Consider the following 15,278-nt stretch of genomic DNA (forward strand, 5'->3'; position numbering starts at 1 on the left):
AACTGACCCGACGCAAGGAGGAGCCTCGTGGCGCGAACGCTGATCCGCAAGAACCCGAGCAACTTCAAGACACTGCCATTGCACGTCGAGGCGAGCGCCGAAGGGCTGATTTACCAGAGCATCGGCATGCCGCTGAATTTCGCCCAGACCCAACAGCGGCGCAAAGCCATCGAACTGCCCGACCCGCAGCGCTTCGTGGCCGAACTGGCAAACCTGGGCGTATCGGTGCGCCTGACGCTGCATTGGCAGAACCGCGATTACTGGGTGCTGGTGCGCCAGCGCCGGCAAGACCGGGGCGATGTGGTATTGAAACTGATTTCCGGCTACGTGCCGGCGCAGGAGCTGAACCTGCCCCTGCATACTGCCGTGCAGGAAGTAGCCGAAGAATGCCTGCTGGAAACCCCGGAAGGCTGGCTGGGCGGGCGCTTCAACGACACCTGGCTACCCGTCCCCTACGCTGCCGCCCTGCACTACCGCGAAACCCCGCACTTCGTGCTGGCCCCGCAATCCGGTGCCGCCCGGCCCGTACACTGTGGCCAGCTGCCCCTGCTGGAGCGGCCGCGGGCCTATGTGCACTTGCCCACTGCGTCGTTGCAGCTGATCTATGACATGCGTTTGCAGGTGCCGCGGGACGCCAAGAAACTCAGCTTGTTCCACGTTGACGAGCGTTTGGAAGGCGACCAACTGGTGGCGAGGCTCAACCGCAAGCGCCCTGACCTATACCTGATGCCGTTGCAGGACGGCCAACCGCTGGCAGAGCTGTACACGTTGAAGAAGGACGAATTGGTGCCTGCAAGCACGCGCGGGCTGTACCTGGCCGAAAGCTTTGCCAGGCAGGAAGGTTGGGTAGTGGCGGACGAGCGGGTGCGCTGGAGGGATTGGGTCAAGCAGCAAGGCCTGGTGGAAAGCAAGCCGGCGCGGGCCTCACGCCTGCAACGTTTTGGCGACAAGGCGCGGGCGTTGCTGCAGCGGGCGCGCACCTCACTTCACAAATAAGATTCTGAAGCCTGCGTGGCTCCTGTAGGAGCGGCCTTGTGTCGCGAAAGGGCTGCGCAGCAGCCCCAGCTATTTGTGCGTTTGCAGTGGAATCCTGGGGCTGCTACGCAGCCCATCGCGACACAAGGCCGCTCCTGCACAGGCCAGTGAAAGAGTGGCGCTCGATCAGTGCTTGCGGATCTTCTCGACAATAGCCGTGGTCGAGCTGTTCTCGACCAGCCCCAGCACCTTCACGGTGCCGCCGTAGGCCTTGACGATGTCGGCGCCGACCACCTGGTCGATGCCGTAGTCACCCCCCTTGACCAGCACATCCGGCTTGACCTGGCTCAGCAGGTTCTCCGGGGTGCCCTCGGAGAAGCTGATCACCCAGTCCACCGCACCCAGCCCGGCCAGCACGGCCATGCGCCGGTCGACGCTGTTGATCGGCCGGCCCGGCCCTTTCAGGCGGCTGACGGAAGCATCGTCGTTGACGGCCACGATCAGGCGATCGCCTTGGGCCCGCGCCTGCTCCAGGTAGGTTACGTGCCCGGCATGCAGGATATCGAAGCAACCGTTGGTGAAAACGATTTTCTCCTTGTGCGCCCGCGCGTCATCGATGGCCAGCAGCAGCTGTTCCAGGCCCAGCACACCGCGCTCGGAGCCTTCCTCACGCTGGATCGCACGGCGCAGTTCAGGGGCGCTGATGGCGGCGGTACCCAACTTGCCGACCACGATACCTGCCGCCAGGTTGGCCAGGGCCACTGCGTGGGGCAAGTCCTCACCGGCGGCAATCGCGGCGGCCAGGGTGGAGATGACGGTATCGCCAGCCCCGGTAACGTCGAACACTTCGCGCGCCCGCGCCGGCAAATGCAGCGCTGGCTGGCCAACGCGCAGCAGGGTCATGCCGTGCTCGCCACGGGTGACCAGCAAGGCGCCCAGGTCCAGGTCCTGAAGCAGCTGCAAACCCTTGGCGACCAGGTCGCCCTCATCGACGCATCGACCTACGATGGTCTCGAACTCGCTGAGGTTGGGGGTGATCAGGCTGGCGCCACGGTAGATGGAAAAATCCTTGCCCTTGGGGTCGGCCAGCACCGGAATGCCCTTGCCCCGGGCCGCCTGGATCAGGGCCTGGTGGTTTTTCAGCGCACCCTTGCCGTAGTCGGACAAGACCAGCACCTTGACCCCTTCCAGCAGGTTATCGACCTCGCTGGCCAGCGACAGCGGGTCGGTGGCGAAGGGCTCTTCGAAATCGATACGCAGCAGTTGCTGGTGTCGGCTCATGACCCGGAGCTTGACGATGGTCGGCTGGTGGGCAATGCGCTGGAACACCGAGCGCACCCCGGCAGCCTGCAGGCTATTGGCCAGGCTGTCGGCGGCCTCGTCCTGGCCGGTGACGCCAATCAGCGACGCGGGTGCGCCCAGCGCGGCAATGTTCAAGGCAACGTTGGCCGCACCGCCGGGGCGATCCTCGATCTGATCGACCTTGACCACCGGCACTGGCGCCTCGGGCGAAATACGCGAAGTACCGCCATGCCAGTAGCGGTCGAGCATGACATCGCCGACCACCAGTACCGGGGCTTGATCGAAACGCGGCATGGACAACTTCATGGGCAACCCATATGGAAATAATGAACAGGGGCAGGATATTAGCACAGGGTCGTCAATGGCTTTACGGCCAGATAGCCCATGGAAAATTCCCGTGACAATCGGGGCCATGACGGCCCCGATCAAGGAGGGTTCAGGTGATGTCGGCCTTGGCCGGCTCATCCAGGCCCATGGCATGCAGGCGGGCATAATGGCCATTTGCCGCAAGCAACTCGGCATGGGTACCGCGCTCTACCAACCGACCCTGATCCATCACCAGGATCTGGTCGGCCTTCTCGATGGTGGACAGGCGATGGGCGATGACCAGCGTGGTCCGCCCCTGCATCACGTGGTCCAGCGCCGCCTGGATATGCCGCTCGGACTCGGTGTCCAGGGCAGAGGTGGCCTCGTCGAGAATCAGCAGTGGGGCGTTTTTCAGCAGTGCACGGGCAATTGCCAGGCGCTGGCGCTGACCGCCGGACAGCAGCACGCCGTTTTCACCGACTTCGGTATCGAAGCCCTTCGGCAGACGGTCGACGAACTCCTTGGCGTAGGCATCGGCCGCCGCGGCTTCGATGTCTGCGCGCGGGGCGCCGGCCAGGTCGCCGTAGGCGATGTTGTTGGCCACGGTGTCGTTGAACAGGGTGACATGCTGGGTCACTTGCGACACATGGCGGCGCAGGTTGCGCAGGCGGTAGTTCTCGATCTCCACGCCATCGAGCAGAATCTGCCCTTTGCTGTGGTGATAGAAGCGCGGGATCAGCGCAGCCAGCGTCGACTTGCCACTGCCCGAGCGGCCAACCAGGGCGATCATTTGCCCGGGCTCGGCAGTGAAGCTGATGTCGCTCAGCACCTCGCGGTCGGTACCGGGGTAGGTAAAGCTGAGGTTGCGCACTTCCAGGTGCCCTTCCACGCGCTCCTTCTCGACCGTGCCGGTGTCCAGCTCAGGGGCTTCGTCCAGTTGCTCGAAGATGCTTTCGGCACCTGCAAGGCCCTTCTGGATGGTCGAGCTGACTTCCGACAACTGGCGAATCGGCTTGGGCAACAGGCCGGCAGCGGTGATGTAGGCGACCAGGTCGCCGGCGGTGGACTCGCCCCGCAGGAACAGCACCAGGAACATCAACGCGGCCATGGCGGTGTAGATCACCAGCTGCAACACCGGCGTGTACAGCGAACCGGTCTTGGTCATGCGCAGCTGCTTGTCGGTGTTGCTCAAGCTGGCCTTGCCGAAACGCTGTTCCTCATAGGCCTCGCCACCGAAGCTGCGGACCACGCGATAGCCCTGGATGGTTTCAGAGGCAACGTGGGTGACGTCGCCCATGGCTACCTGGATCTTCTTGCTCTGCTTGCGGAATTTCTTGCTGGCAACGCTGACCATTACCGCGATGACCGGCAGGATGGCGACCATCACCAGGGTCAGGTGCCAGTTCATCCACAGCAGGTAGGCGAACAGGAACACCACCGTCAGGCCTTCGCGGATCACTACCTTGATGGCATCGGTGGCAGCGCCGGTAACCATGGTCACGTTGAAGGTAATGCGTGAAATCAGGTGCCCGGAGTTGTGGTTGTCGAAGTAGCGGTTAGGCAACACCAGCAGTTTGTTGAACAACTCCACCCGCAAGTCGTGCACCAGGCACAGGGAGACCTTGGCCAGGAAGTAGTTACCAAGGAACGAGCCCAGGCCTTGCCAGGCGGCGATCAGGATGATCAGCAGCGGCACGGCCTGAAGCAATTGCAGGTCGCGCAGGTACGGCACGTTGGGGAACAACACCGCTTCGGGGTTGCTCAACCCATCGACGAAATATTTGAGGATGCCGGCCAGCATCGGCTGGGTCGAGGCGAAGATCACGAAACCGATGATGCTCAGCAGGAAAATGCCGACGTAGGGTTTCACATAGCCCAGCAGCCGGAAGTAGATCTTCAGGCTGGATGTGTGCTCCGCCGGTCGCGGTGTTTCGGCCATTATCAAGCTCGCTGTTCAGGTTGAACCGGAAATTTTACCACAGGCGTCATTTTCGGCACGCCCCCATGGCAGCATCATCGCAAGGCCGAGCTACAGGGCTGTGTGGGCGAACCCGTTTCCTACCCGATGAATCGAAGACACCATGCATGGTGCTACCGCATTATTTTCGGCATTATTGCCGGTCATTTTGCTCGCCAGACGACAAGGCCCTATTCATGCAATGCTCGCGGCTCAACCAGGTCGACTTCGACCAGCTGACACACGGCGCCCAGGTGCTTGAGGCAGACAGCCATGGCGCCAAAGTCTACCTGCTCGCAGATGGTAATTTCCTCAAGGTTTTTCGTAGAAAACGTCTGATTTCATCTGCACTGCTGCGCCCGTACTCGCAGCGCTTCGTCGACAACGCTGCGCGCCTGGCACAACTGGGCATTCCCACCCTCGAGGTGATCAGCCAACACAAGCTCGACATGCCAGGCCGCACCGCGGTGCTGTATCGCCCTCTGCCGGGGCGCACCTTGCTGCAAATGTCTCGGGATGAAGGTTTCAGCTGGGATATCTACCTGCCGCGCCTGATCGAACTGATCCGCCAGCTGCACCGCAGCGGTGTGTATTTCCGCTCGCTGCACCTGGGCAACGTGGTGGTAACCCCTGACCAGCGCCTGGGCCTGATCGATGTAGCCGACATGCGCTTCCTGCGGCCGCCGCTGTCAGCGCGCATGATCCGGCGCAATGTGCAGCACATGGTGCGTTACATAGAGCGGGAAAACCTCGGCGAGCGCTTCCCCCTCGCTGCATTCGAGGGCGCCCTGCTCGCGCGTTGAGGTCAGCCGAGACATCGCTCGGCCAGCATCAATCGACGTTGTCGGGGGGGCTTGCTGCGGGCAATCGCGGGGTTGACTGCGTTGTTACTGTACAAAAACGGTAATACCTGCGCCGATCAAGGCCCCTGCCACCAGCGTCAATGCCAGCTTCATCCGGTCACGCTGACGGCGCTTGGCCTTGCGCTCCACTTCAATGGGTACGGTCACGTGATTACCGAACCCAGTGTGCAATACCGCATCACCTTCTAGCGTGACCGCTGTCAGGTTGAGCTCGGCATAACGCCGGGACAGCGCCTTTTCTCCAGCATAGGCGGCAAATGGCGCACAGCGCTGGTAATCGCTCAACCGCCGCAGGCCGGGGTTCAACGAAAACGCCTGCCATTCGGCCTTGTCCGACAACAGGGGGTAGCACGGCACGCCGGCGATCACCTGCCGATCCCCGAGGTGAATGTACGGGCTGTGCACGGCCAGGTCGTGGGCGTGGCTGCGCAGCCACACCTGCAGCAGGTCGGGGCTGGCAGCCAGAATGGCGTGCGAGTCCTCGACGAAGCCTTGGCGATAGAAGTGCCAATCGTCCTCGCAATGGAAGATGTAGGGCGTCTTGACGTGGCTGTAGGCCAGGTCGATAGACGCCAGTTGGCCTAGCTTGGGGCGGTTGACGAACACCTTGCAGTGCGGCTTCCAGTGCTCTGGCACAGCGTCATGCACGGCATCGTCACCTGAATCTTCGGTGATGAATACCTCGCGAATGGGCGCCGTGTTGTAGCGATCGAAACTCTCAAGGGTGTCTTTGAGCAGGTCGAACCGCCCACAACTGGTCACGACAAGCGTGACATCACTCTCATTTGAAAAGCGCACCGGACTCCCCCCGCGTTGCGACTGTCGGCTTTCAACGCCCGTTCCTGGGCGCCAAAGCTCTTATGTTAGAAGCCCAGCTTCAGGCGCAGCCGCTGCCATGCAGACAATGGCGGGCGGGGCCTGAGCGCTGGGCGCATGTGCTCGACGATGCTACGGCCTACAGCGCCGAAGCTGAAACGGGAAACCGCCAGATGGCGGCCGTTTTCGGCAATCTGCCGCGCCAGCTCAGGCTCGGCACGCAAGCGTCGCAGCTTGGCCTGAAGGGTCGGGATGGTGTCATACAACACCACGTTGTGCATGTCCTGTAGACCCAACGCACGGTTTTCCTGCTCGCCCTGGTCATAGGCCAGCAGTACACAGCCGCAGGCCATGGCCTCGAAGTTCTTGATCATGTATTCGCCCATGCCGACATCGGCGCTGACGAAAAACCGGATTCGGTTGAGCGTGTTGCAATAGTCTTCGCCCGACTTGGTGCGGGTTACCAGCAGGTCCTCGACCTGCCCCAACTCGTCCAGCAGCGCCTTGCGGCCGCTGTAGGCCACGCTGTTGACACTGCCGACGAAGGCCAGTTCGATATCGCGCTCGCGCCCTTGGTCAGCCAGCAACTGCTCGTCATAACCCTTGGGCACGAATACCGCATCGAAGCCTTCCTGGCGCAGGCGCTCGCTGACCATGTAGCCAGAGCTGATCACACGCGCCCAGGGCAGTTGCCGGTAGTGGGCGCTGAACTTGCCGGTGTACTTGCACGGGATGTAGTTCTGGTAGGCGTCGTGCTCGAGTATGACCAGGTTCGGCACGGTACGAATGAACGCGACCTGGCGGATTTCCTGCTTGAAGCGCAGAAAGAAAACAATGCGGTCATAGCGCTCGACCTGCACTTGGCGCTTGAAGTAGCGGCGCAGGTTGCGTTGGTCTTCGCTGGTCAACCAGCGCAGGTCGCATTCGCAGTTGGCCGCGACGCCGTCGTACAGGCGATCCAGGATCGCGCGCTGTTCCTTCTGTACTAGAAATAGGACTTTCATCATGTTCCTTGGGCGCTCTGCGCCAACGCGGTCAGTTTTACAGCTCACGCCGCCAGAACAGCTCATGCCGGCGCACCGCCTTGCGGAAGAACTCGTTCTCCCCATAAGGCGACGGGCGGCGACCGGCCAGCCACCGCTGCAGCAAGCGGCGCAGGCGACGCTTGAAGGGGGCTGGCGGTTGCAGGTCGTGCATCATGCCCAGCGCCATTGCCTTGTCACGCTGGCTGGCCAGGTCCAGTACCAGGCTGCAGGGGGCCCAGGCCTGATCCGCGCTCAACTGCGGCGGCAACGCCACGCCGTCACCGCTATCGCCCATTGGCCAGCGATCGTTGTCATGCAGGTGGTTGGCGTAGCACAGCAGGGTCTGTGGCTTCCAGGCCAGCCCCTGCAAGGCTTCGAGCACCGCGGCCTGGGCGCAGACATGATCGGGGTGCGGGTCCAGCTGGGGGTGCGGCAGCACCAGCACTTCGGGCCTGGCCAACTCGAGCACAGCCCGCAAGTCGGCCAACAGGTTGTGCCAGGTAGGGGCACCGTCCAGGTCGGCGGGCAGCGGGAACGGGTTGAACTGGCGGAACGGGCGGATATCGGCCATGTCGGCTTCACGAGACGCCGCAGGCCGATCGGGCGCCGCCTGCATGGCAGGCAATTGCAGGCAGAAGTAGCCCAACTGCACACAACGAGATTCCGCCACCCCGGCCCAGCGCGGCACGGCAATGCTGTCCCAGGCGCGCAGGCGACCTTTCAGGCGAGCGGCTTCGGCCTTGCCCAGGCCCATCTGCCGATAATGCTCGGCCTCGATTTCACCGGCGGTCAGCGTGACCACCCAGGCTTCCTGCGCTTGGCTGTACAGCCCGTAGGCAGCCAACTCGGCGTCATCGGCATGGGGTGCAATCACCATTACCCGCCGCCGTTGCAGTTCGACCGCCGGGGTTATCCACAAGCGCGGCTGGCCCAGCAGCCGGCAATGCCGGCCACGCAAGCGCAGTGTGCCGGCCTGCAGGGGGGCGGCCAGGCCGGTGAGGTTGAGATAACGCAAGCCGGCGACACCGCGCTCGAAGGTTTGCTGGTCGGCCTGCTCGCCCGCCAGCAGTTCGACCCGCGGATCGAGAAAACGCCCCAGCCAACTGCTTTTTATGTGCAGTTCGAGCACCAGGGTTTCCCCGCCCTGCAGCACGCAGTCGGCCTTGAGCAGACCGGCCTGCAAGCGCGCGGCCACGGGCCGGGTGTGCTCCCCGAAGTCGTAGGCGTAATCTTCGCCCGGGGTGTAGAACAGATGGTCGGCAAACCACGCCTCATGCGCAGCCCACAGCAGCGGCAACAGCAAAAGCGGCAGCCACCACCAGGTGGCCAGGCCCAAGGCGACCAGCCCGGCCAGCCCTGCCAGCAGCGCCAGGCGTTTGTTGCGCCGGTGGCGCTTGAGCAACTGCTGCTTGCGACTCATACCTGGTACACCGGCACGGGGTTGCACCAACGCTCCTTGTACTCGCGGTCGGCACGACCGAACGAGAACCGCAGCGGCTTGTTGCGCGCTCGGGCGTCGTCCCAGGCCGCCTGGGTGTTGAGGAAGCTCAACACGCTACCTGGGCTGAAGGCCTTGGTTTCGGGGTCGACACCGCCGTTGATGTACTCCACGCTGACCCACTGCGGTGCCTCGACACGGTACACCAGCTGGATCGCAATCGGCTTGCCGTCCAGCAGCAGTACCGAGCCGATCAGCAGCTCACGCAGCCGCTCCAGCACATCGGCCATGCGCTCGGCACCGGTGGCCGGGAAGCCCCAGCGGCGCTGGAACAGGTCGCAGTACATGCTGGCGATTTCCTGTGCGCTGAACGCGCTGATCGGGCGCACCACCCCGCCCGCCTCTTCCAGCAGGCGCAGCTCGCGGCGCTGGTTGTAGCGGAACTTCTTCGACAGGTCTTCGTGCGCGCGGGCCATGGCCAGCTGTTCCTTCTGCACCTTGAGCCCGCTGAAGCGGCCCTGGTTCAGTTCGGACAGGTAGCGCACGCTGTGACGCAGCGGTGCGCCGGCATCGGGTGCGGCCGGCAGGATGATTTCGGCGTTGCCGAGGTCGAACAGGGCTTTCTTGCCGGCGCGTTTGAGCACGTCCTTGGACAGGGCCAGGTGGCGCCCCCAGGTCGCAATGGCGGCTTTCAGCTCGCCATTCTGGTGCCAGCCAAGGTAGCGCACGGGTATCTGCGCCAGGTCAGCCAGTTGCTCGACCACCAGCGGGTGAGTCGCGACGCTGCCGCCAAAGCGGGCCCACGCCTGGGCATAGGCGTGGGCGTCGATCACTTGCCAGCCGCGTTCGCGCCAAGCCTGAATACGATTGAGCATCACCCCTGCCCCACCAGCGCACGCACCTGCGGCAGTTGCCAGAAGGCCTCGCGCACGGCCTGGTCGGAAAAGCGCTCACGCAGGCGTTGCAGCATGTGTTCGGCACAGGACTGGCGCTGCTGCCCGTCGAGCACGGCCATATGTTCCAGGCCCTGGGCCAACTGCCCGGGGTCGCCCAGCGGGAACAGCACGCCAACGCCCTCGACCACCTCGCGGGCACCGCCACAGGCGGTGGCCAACACGGGCACCCCGGCTACCATGGCCTCGAGCAGGACCATGCCGAACGGCTCATGGTCGGAGCTCAGGGCGAACACGTCGAAAGCCCGGAAGTAACGGCGCGCGTCCGGCACCTGGCCAAGGAAGTCGACCTGCCCGGCAATACCCAGTTCGCCAGCCAGGGCCTTGAGCTTGCCTTCCAGACGCCCCTTGCCAAGGATCGCCAGCCGGGCGCCGGCCGGCAGCCCGGGCAGTGCCTGGGCAAAACCGCGCAAAAGCGTGGCCTGGTCCTTGTCCGGGTGCAGCCGGCCGACATTGCCGACGATCCATGCCTGCGCATCCAGGCCCAGCGCCTGCCGCGCCTCGGCGCGCGGCACCTGGGTCACCTGCAGGGCCTCGATGTCGATACGGTTGTACAGCGTCTGGATGCGTTCGGCCGGCCACTGCGGCAAGCAACGGCGCATGTCGTCGCGTACGGCATCCGACACCCCGAGCAGGCTCAGGCGTTTGCCGAACAGGTTGGCGAAAATGCGCCGCCCCTTGCGCTGGTAGTCACCAAAGGCATGGTGCACGCCGATCACCGGCAGGCCAGTAGCCAGCAACGCCACATAGATCGGCTTGAAGCGGTGGGCGATGCAGAACGCAAAATTGCGCTCGGCCGCAATCCGCCGCAGGGCGCGGATCGCGCCCAGCTTGAGACCACGCACGGCCTTGGAGCTGAAGCCCAGGAACAACACCTCGTCCGAGGCGCAACCCGCCGCTACTTGCGGGTCGGCTGCCCCCGTGAGGAACACCGTGGTGACCCGGTAGCCACGCCCCTGGAACAGGCTGGCGTACTGACGGGCACAGTCCAGAAACGGCCCGTCATAGCCATGGCAGAACTGCAGGATGCGCGGTTCAGAGCGGCTGGTCATAGGCGGCAGCGCCGTCCTTCACAACCAGGATGTCTTCCATGATCAGGTACTGCAGGTCCGAGCCGAAGAACATGTTCAGGGCGTCGGTCGGCGAGCAGATCATCGGCTCGCCACGGCGGTTCAGCGAGGTGTTCAGCGACACGCCGTTGCCGGTCAGGTCTTCGAGCGCCTTCATCATGTCGTAGTAGCGCGGGTTGTACTCACGCTTGAGCACCTGGGCACGCGAGGTACCGTCCTCGTGAACCACCTCCGGCACACGGGTTTTCCACTCTTCAGCCACTTCGAAGGTGAAGGTCATGAACGGCGCCGGGTGATCGACCTTGATCATCTGCGGGGCGACAGTGTCGAGCATCGACGGGCAGAAAGGTCTCCAGCGCTCGCGGAACTTGATCTGCTCGTTGATACGGTTGGCGACGCCCGGCACGCTCGGGCAACCGATGATCGAACGCCCGCCCAAGGCGCGCGGGCCAAACTCCATGCGGCCTTGGAACCAGGCCACCGGGTTGCCATCGACCATGATCTTGGCGATACGCTGCGGCATGTCGTCGAGCTTGCGCCACGCCGGTGCATTCGGGTGCCGAGCGCAGGCAGCGATCACGTCCTCGTTGGAATAGGACGGGCCGAGGTAGACGTGCTCCATCTTCTCGACCGGTACGCCACGGGCGTGGGACACGTAGGCCGCAGCGCCAACCGCAGTACCGGCGTCGCCGGAAGCCGGCTGCACGAACAGCTCTTTGACATCCGGGCGGGCGATGATCTTCTGGTTGAGCTTGACGTTCAGCGCGCAGCCGCCGGCAAACGCCAGCTTGCCGGTTTCGCGCAGGGTGTCGCCCAGGTAGTGGTCGATCATCTGCAGGGCGATCTTCTCGAACAACGCCTGCATGCTGGCCGCGTAATGGATGTACGGCTCGTCGGCGATATCGCCTTCGCGCTTGGGCCCCAGCCACTCGATCAGCTTGGGCGAGAAGTAGAAGCCCTTGCCCTTTTCTTTATGGCGGCGCAGGCCGATGACGTTGGCGTATTCGGTGTTGATCACCAGTTCACCGTTCTCGAAGCTGGCCAGGCGCGAGAAGTCGTATTTGCTGGCATCGCCATACGGCGCCATGCCCATGACCTTGAACTCGCCATCGAGCATCTCGAAACCGAGGAACTCGGTAATGGCACCGTACAGGCCACCCAACGAGTCCGGGTCGAAGAATTCCTTGATCTTGTGGATCTTGCCGTTTTCGCCGTAGCCGAAGAAGGTGGTGGCGTACTCGCCTTTACCGTCAATGCCGAGGATGGCCGTTTTTTCCTTGAAGCCCGAGCAGTGATAGGCACTGGAAGCATGGGCCAGGTGGTGCTCGACCGGCTCGATCTTGATCTTTTTCGGGTCGAAGCCCAGTTGCTCCAGGCACCAGACGATCTTCTTGCGGTAGCGCTTGTAGCGGCGGTTGCCCATCAGGATTGCATCGAGGGCGCGATCCGGGGCGTACCAGTAGCGCTTGGCGTAGTGCCAGCGCGCCTTGCCGAACAGGCTGATGGGCGCGAACGGGATGGCAACCACGTCGACGTCGGATGGCTTGATGCCTGCCTGCTCCAGGCAGAACTTCGCCGACTCGTAGGGCATGCGGTTCTTCGCATGCTTGTCACGCACGAAGCGCTCTTCTTCGGCGGCGGCAATCAGCTTGCCATCAATGTACAGGGCCGCGGAAGGGTCATGGCTAAGGGCGCCGGACAGGCCAAGAATCGTCAATGCCAAGGGATCAGCCTCTTCATTCGGTAGAGATGCGCCAGCGGCCGCTTGGGCGGGTGGCGACTAAAAGGCGGGATTATAACGCAAAGATCACGAACTGCGCGGTCGTTGTAGGAGCGGCCTTGTGTCGCGAAAGGGGCGCGAAGCGGCCCCAGTTTCTCAGCTTCGCGGCAGAAATTGCCGGGGCCGCTTTGCGGCCCTATCGCGACACAAGGCCGCTCCTACAAGGAATCGAGGTGCGGCCTACTCGGCGATCAGCCAGTCCATGCGGTAGCTACCGGCAGTCTGCGCCAGCTCCTTGGCCAGCCACGGCAGCAACTCCTTGAGCTCGTCTTCCAACCCCCACGGCGGGTTGGCGATGGCCAAGCCAGAACCATTGAGCCCCTGGGGGCTGTCCTGATGGTGCACATACAGCTCCACCCGCAGCAGCTTGGGTGCGCCGGTGCTGGTCAGGTCCTGGTAATAGCGTGTCAACGAACGCTGGTCCTTGATCGGGTACCAGATGGCTGCAACCGTCTGGCGCATGCGCCCAATGGCCTCTTTCATGGCCGTGGTGCAGCGCTTGAGCTCATCGGCCTGCTCGAACGGCGGGTCGATCAGCATGATCGCGCGCTTTTCCTGCACAGGCAGCAAGGCCCGCGGCACGTACCAGCCTTCACCCAGGTGCACGGTAACGCGCGGGTCTTTCTTCATGTTCTCCTTGAGCAGCGGCCCGTCTTCCGGGTGCTTCTCATTGAGCAGGGCACGGTCCTGCTGGCGCATCAAACGCCGGGCCAGCTCAGGCGAACCAGGGTAGTAGCGCAGCTCGCCGTCGGCGTTCAAACGCTTGATGACGCGCAGGTAGTCAGCGGCCATGGCCGGCAGGTCATCGCGGTTCCACAGGCGGGCTACACCTTGCTGATACTCGCCGGTGCGGCTTGCCTGGTCGCCCTGCAGGTCGTACAGGCCAAGCCCTGCGTGGGTATCGATGTAGGCGAACGGCTGCTCCTTGCGCGACATCAGGGCGATGAGGCGGGTCAGCACGATGTGTTTGAGGACGTCGGCGTGGTTGCCGGCGTGGAAGGCGTGACGATAGTTCATGGCAACTCCTGCGAAGGCGGCAAGTTTACCTTGCCTTGCAGGCGGCGTCAGGCCTGGCCGTCGATCGGCGGCGGCTTCTTCGCGGGCTTGCCCGCTCCCACACGGACCGCACTGGTTTCAGGTTCCGTGCAAACCCTGTGGAAGCAGGCGCCGCCGGCTCAGCGGGTATTACTTGTCAGCGTGGTACGCCGCATCAGCCGTCTCGAAGCGCTGCACCATCGCCTGCGAAGGGCTGCCCAGCTTGCTCACCACGACGATGGCAATGCTCGCCAGCAGGAAGCCCGGGATTATTTCGTACAGGCCCCAGACATCGATCTGCTTCCACAGGATCACGGTCAGTGCACCGACCACGATACCGGCCAGCGCGCCGTTACGGGTCATGCCTTTCCACAGGACCGAAATCAGCACCACCGGGCCGAAGGCTGCACCGAAGCCGGCCCAGGCATAGGCCACCAGGCCCAGCACACGGTTTTCCGGGTTGGCCGCCATGGCGATGGCGATCAGGGCCACCGCCAGCACCATCAGGCGGCCGACCCACACCAGCTCACGCTGCGACGCATGCTTGCGCAGGAAGGCTTTGTAGAAGTCTTCGGTCAGGGCACTGGAGCAGACCAGCAACTGGCAGCTCAGGGTGCTCATCACCGCCGCCAGAATGGCCGACAGCAATACGCCGGCAATCCAGGGGTTGAACAGAATCTTCGCCAGTTCGATGAACACGCGCTCGTGGTTTTCGGTGACCGGGCCAGCCAGATCAGGGTTGGCCGAGAAATAGGCGATGCCGAAGAAGCCCACGGCGCAGGTACCGGCCAGGCACAGGATCATCCAGGCCATGGAGATGCGGCGGGCGTTGGCAATCGACTTCACAGAGTCGGCCGCCATGAAGCGCGCCAGGATGTGTGGTTGGCCGAAATAGCCCAGGCCCCAACCCATCAGCGAGATGATGCCGATGAAGGTTGCGCCTTTGAACATGTCGAAGTTGGCCGGGTTGACCGCCTCGATGGCCGCGAAGGTAGTGTCGAAGCCACCTGTGGAGATCAGCACGATCACCGGCGTGAGGATCAACGCAAAGATCATCAGCGACGCCTGCACCGTGTCGGTCCAGCTCACCGCCAGGAAGCCACCCACGAAGGTGTAGGCGATGGTGGCGGCAGCGCCAGCCCACAAGGCGGTTTCGTAGGGCATGCCGAAGGTGCTTTCGAACAGACGGGCACCGGCAACGATGCCGGAAGCGCAGTAGATGGTGAAGAACACCAGGATGACGATGGCGGAAATGATGCGCAGCAAGCCGCTATTGTCGTCGAAGCGGCTGGAGAAATAATCCGGCAGGGTCAACGCGTCACCGTTGTGCTCGGTTTGCACGCGCAGGCGACCGGCCACGAACAGCCAGTTCAGGTAGGCACCCACGGTCAGGCCGATGGCGATCCAGGCCTCGGACAGGCCAGCGAAGTAGATGGCGCCCGGCAGGCCCATCAGCAGCCAGCCACTCATGTCGGAAGCACCGGCAGACAGTGCGGTTACCACGCTGCCCAGGCTGCGCCCGCCCAGAATGTAGTCGGAAAGGTTGTTGGTGGAGCGATAGGCGGCGAAGCCGATCAGCACCATTGCCGCGATGTAGATCACGAAGGTGATCGTTAGTGGGTTGCCCATGTGTGTGCCCTGGCGTTTGTTTTTATCTCATGCACAACCGCAGCGTTTGCGGTTGCACCCAGGCGGCGAATGCTATGCAACAACGCAAAGTGGGTGCAACCATTTTTCATTTGCAAGTTGCACCTGCCC

General features: G+C 63.4%; 12 protein-coding genes. 2 read left to right on the top strand and 10 right to left on the bottom strand.

Features of this window, described 5'->3' with window-relative positions; translation table 11 throughout:
• Nucleotides 1–27: 27 nt before the first annotated feature.
• Entirely contained in the window at nt 28–996 is a 969-nt protein-coding gene (locus L1P09_RS22840; protein ID WP_054904857.1) for a hypothetical protein, read from the top strand.
• A 165-nt stretch (nt 997–1,161) separates the two neighbouring features.
• Here L1P09_RS22840 and hldE read toward each other — a convergent pair whose 3' ends face one another.
• Nucleotides 1,162–2,583: a bifunctional D-glycero-beta-D-manno-heptose-7-phosphate kinase/D-glycero-beta-D-manno-heptose 1-phosphate adenylyltransferase HldE gene (hldE, locus tag L1P09_RS22845; protein WP_009681344.1), complete on the bottom strand. Its 1,422-nt coding sequence runs from the start codon at nt 2,581–2,583 to the stop codon at nt 1,162–1,164.
• 130 nt (nt 2,584–2,713) lie between these two features.
• Nucleotides 2,714–4,522, bottom strand: coding sequence for a lipid A export permease/ATP-binding protein MsbA (msbA, locus tag L1P09_RS22850; protein ID WP_009681345.1), 1,809 nt, complete (start codon nt 4,520–4,522; stop codon nt 2,714–2,716).
• Nucleotides 4,523–4,737: 215 nt separating this feature from the next.
• On the opposite strand from msbA, the gene L1P09_RS22855 reads away from it, so the two are divergent.
• Nucleotides 4,738–5,343 carry a serine/threonine-protein kinase gene (locus tag L1P09_RS22855; RefSeq protein ID WP_009681346.1) on the top strand — a complete coding sequence of 202 codons (606 nt, stop codon included), beginning with the start codon at nt 4,738–4,740 and terminating at the stop codon, nt 5,341–5,343.
• Nucleotides 5,344–5,427: 84 nt separating this feature from the next.
• Here L1P09_RS22855 and L1P09_RS22860 read toward each other — a convergent pair whose 3' ends face one another.
• The 8 genes from L1P09_RS22860 to putP form a co-directional block, all read right to left on the bottom strand.
• Nucleotides 5,428–6,201, bottom strand: coding sequence for a glycosyltransferase family 2 protein (locus tag L1P09_RS22860; RefSeq protein WP_054881222.1), 774 nt, complete (start codon nt 6,199–6,201; stop codon nt 5,428–5,430).
• Nucleotides 6,202–6,266: 65 nt separating this feature from the next.
• On the bottom strand, nt 6,267–7,223 hold the full coding sequence (locus L1P09_RS22865; protein WP_054906196.1) for a glycosyltransferase family protein: 957 nt from the start codon (nt 7,221–7,223) through the stop codon (nt 6,267–6,269).
• A 37-nt stretch (nt 7,224–7,260) separates the two neighbouring features.
• A complete protein-coding gene (locus tag L1P09_RS22870) occupies nt 7,261–8,664 on the bottom strand; it encodes a PIG-L deacetylase family protein (protein WP_054906197.1) in 1,404 nt (467 codons plus the stop codon).
• Entirely contained in the window at nt 8,661–9,557 is an 897-nt protein-coding gene (locus L1P09_RS22875; RefSeq protein ID WP_054906198.1) for an antimicrobial resistance protein Mig-14, read from the bottom strand. Before L1P09_RS22875 ends, L1P09_RS22870 begins: the two co-directional genes overlap by 4 nt.
• A complete protein-coding gene (locus tag L1P09_RS22880; protein ID WP_235768147.1) occupies nt 9,557–10,687 on the bottom strand; it encodes a glycosyltransferase in 1,131 nt (376 codons plus the stop codon). Before L1P09_RS22880 ends, L1P09_RS22875 begins: the two co-directional genes overlap by 1 nt.
• Nucleotides 10,671–12,428, bottom strand: coding sequence for a carbamoyltransferase family protein (locus L1P09_RS22885; RefSeq protein ID WP_054906200.1), 1,758 nt, complete (start codon nt 12,426–12,428; stop codon nt 10,671–10,673). The genes L1P09_RS22880 and L1P09_RS22885 overlap by 17 nt, the downstream gene beginning before the upstream one ends.
• A 237-nt stretch (nt 12,429–12,665) precedes the next feature.
• Nucleotides 12,666–13,502 carry a 23S rRNA (adenine(2030)-N(6))-methyltransferase RlmJ gene (locus L1P09_RS22890; RefSeq protein WP_054906254.1) on the bottom strand — a complete coding sequence of 279 codons (837 nt, stop codon included), beginning with the start codon at nt 13,500–13,502 and terminating at the stop codon, nt 12,666–12,668.
• 168 nt (nt 13,503–13,670) lie between these two features.
• On the bottom strand, nt 13,671–15,149 hold the full coding sequence (gene putP, locus L1P09_RS22895; protein WP_054906255.1) for a sodium/proline symporter PutP: 1,479 nt from the start codon (nt 15,147–15,149) through the stop codon (nt 13,671–13,673).
• Nucleotides 15,150–15,278 lie beyond the last annotated feature (129 nt).

It is taken from the genome of Pseudomonas juntendi (genome assembly GCF_021560075.1).
Classification (GTDB): Bacteria; Pseudomonadota; Gammaproteobacteria; order Pseudomonadales; family Pseudomonadaceae; genus Aquipseudomonas; species Aquipseudomonas juntendi.